The organism is Soehngenia saccharolytica DSM 12858, assembly GCF_059568515.1.
The window spans coordinates 1-1419 of the sequence record NZ_JCANTN010000069.1 but is presented as its reverse complement, the minus strand read 5'-3'; the positions used below and the strand labels follow the sequence as shown (position 1 = coordinate 1419).

Genomic DNA, 1419 nt, shown 5'->3' with positions numbered 1-1419 from the left:
GATTAGAAAAGAAGACTATATTATTATTTAAGAAATTGATAATTATTACAGTGGAAAACTGTAATTTGATTATAACTATATTGTACAAGGAGGATTTATTATAATGAGATTTACATTACCACGAGATATCTATTATGGATCAGGAGCTATTGAACAGCTAAAGAATTTAAAAGGCAAAAGGGCAATAATCGTGCTAGGCGGAGGTTCAATGAAGAAATTCGGATTTGTTGATAAGGTCATTGAGTATCTAAAGGAAGCAGGAATAGAAACAAGGCTATTTGAAAATGTTGAACCAGATCCATCAGTTGAAACAGTTATGAAAGGTGCTGCAGCTATGAGAGAATTTGAGCCAGATTGGATTATATCCATAGGTGGAGGCTCACCTATAGATGCTGCTAAGGCTATGTGGGTATTTTATGAATATCCTGATTTGACATTTGAAGATATTGTACAACCTTTCTCCATGCCAACTTTAAGGAATAAGGCAAGGTTTATAGCTATACCATCTACTTCTGGTACAGCAACAGAAGTAACTGCTTTCTCGGTTATTACAGATAATGAAAAAGGTGTAAAATATCCATTGGCAGATTACAATATAACTCCAGATATAGCAATTGTTGATCCTGATTTAGCTCAAACAATGCCAAAACAATTAGTTGCTCATACTGGAATGGACGCATTGACTCATGCCATAGAAGCTTATGTATCTACAGCTAATAGCCCATTTACAGATCCATTTGCAATAAAGGCTATTCAAATGATTTTTGAACATTTGTTGAACTCCTATGAAGGAGACAAGAATGCCAGAGAACAAATGCACTATGCACAATGTCTAGCAGGTATGGCATTTACAAATGCATTGTTGGGTATAGTACATTCTATGGCACATAAGACTGGAGCTGCTTTCTCTACAGGTCATATTCCACACGGTTGTGCTAACGCCATCTATCTACCTTATGTAATTAAATTCAATAAGAAATGTGCAATGAAGCGTTATGCAGACATTGCAAGGAGTATTGGTATAGATGGATCAGATGAAGAATGTGTAAAAGTTCTTTGTGAAAAGATTGATGAATTGAATAAGAAGCTAGGTATTCCAAAGACATTAAAAGAATTCGGTATTAATGAACAAGAATTTAAAGAAAAAGTTTCAAATATTGCTAAGTTAGCTGTTGGAGATGCTTGTACAGGCTCTAATCCAAGGCCAATTACTCCAGAAGAAATGGAAAGATTGTTAACCTGTGCTTACTATGGATATGAAGTAGATTTTTAATTAATTCAATTCCAAGGTGCATGGCTCTTATTTTATGAGTCATGCATCTTTATTTTTGGCTCTTTGTCAATTGTTGGGGTAGGATCAATTTTGATCCTGCTCCAATACTATATTTAAGAACATTTTTACATATAGGTACTAGTATA

1 protein-coding gene is annotated in these 1419 nt (G+C 34.3%); it reads left to right on the top strand.

Going from position 1 to position 1419, the window contains the following annotated elements:
* Nucleotides 1-100: 100 nt before the first annotated feature.
* Nucleotides 101-1273, top strand: coding sequence for an iron-containing alcohol dehydrogenase (locus BO51_RS10075; protein ID WP_463262465.1), 1173 nt, complete (start codon nucleotides 101-103; stop codon nucleotides 1271-1273).
* Nucleotides 1274-1419 lie beyond the last annotated feature (146 nt).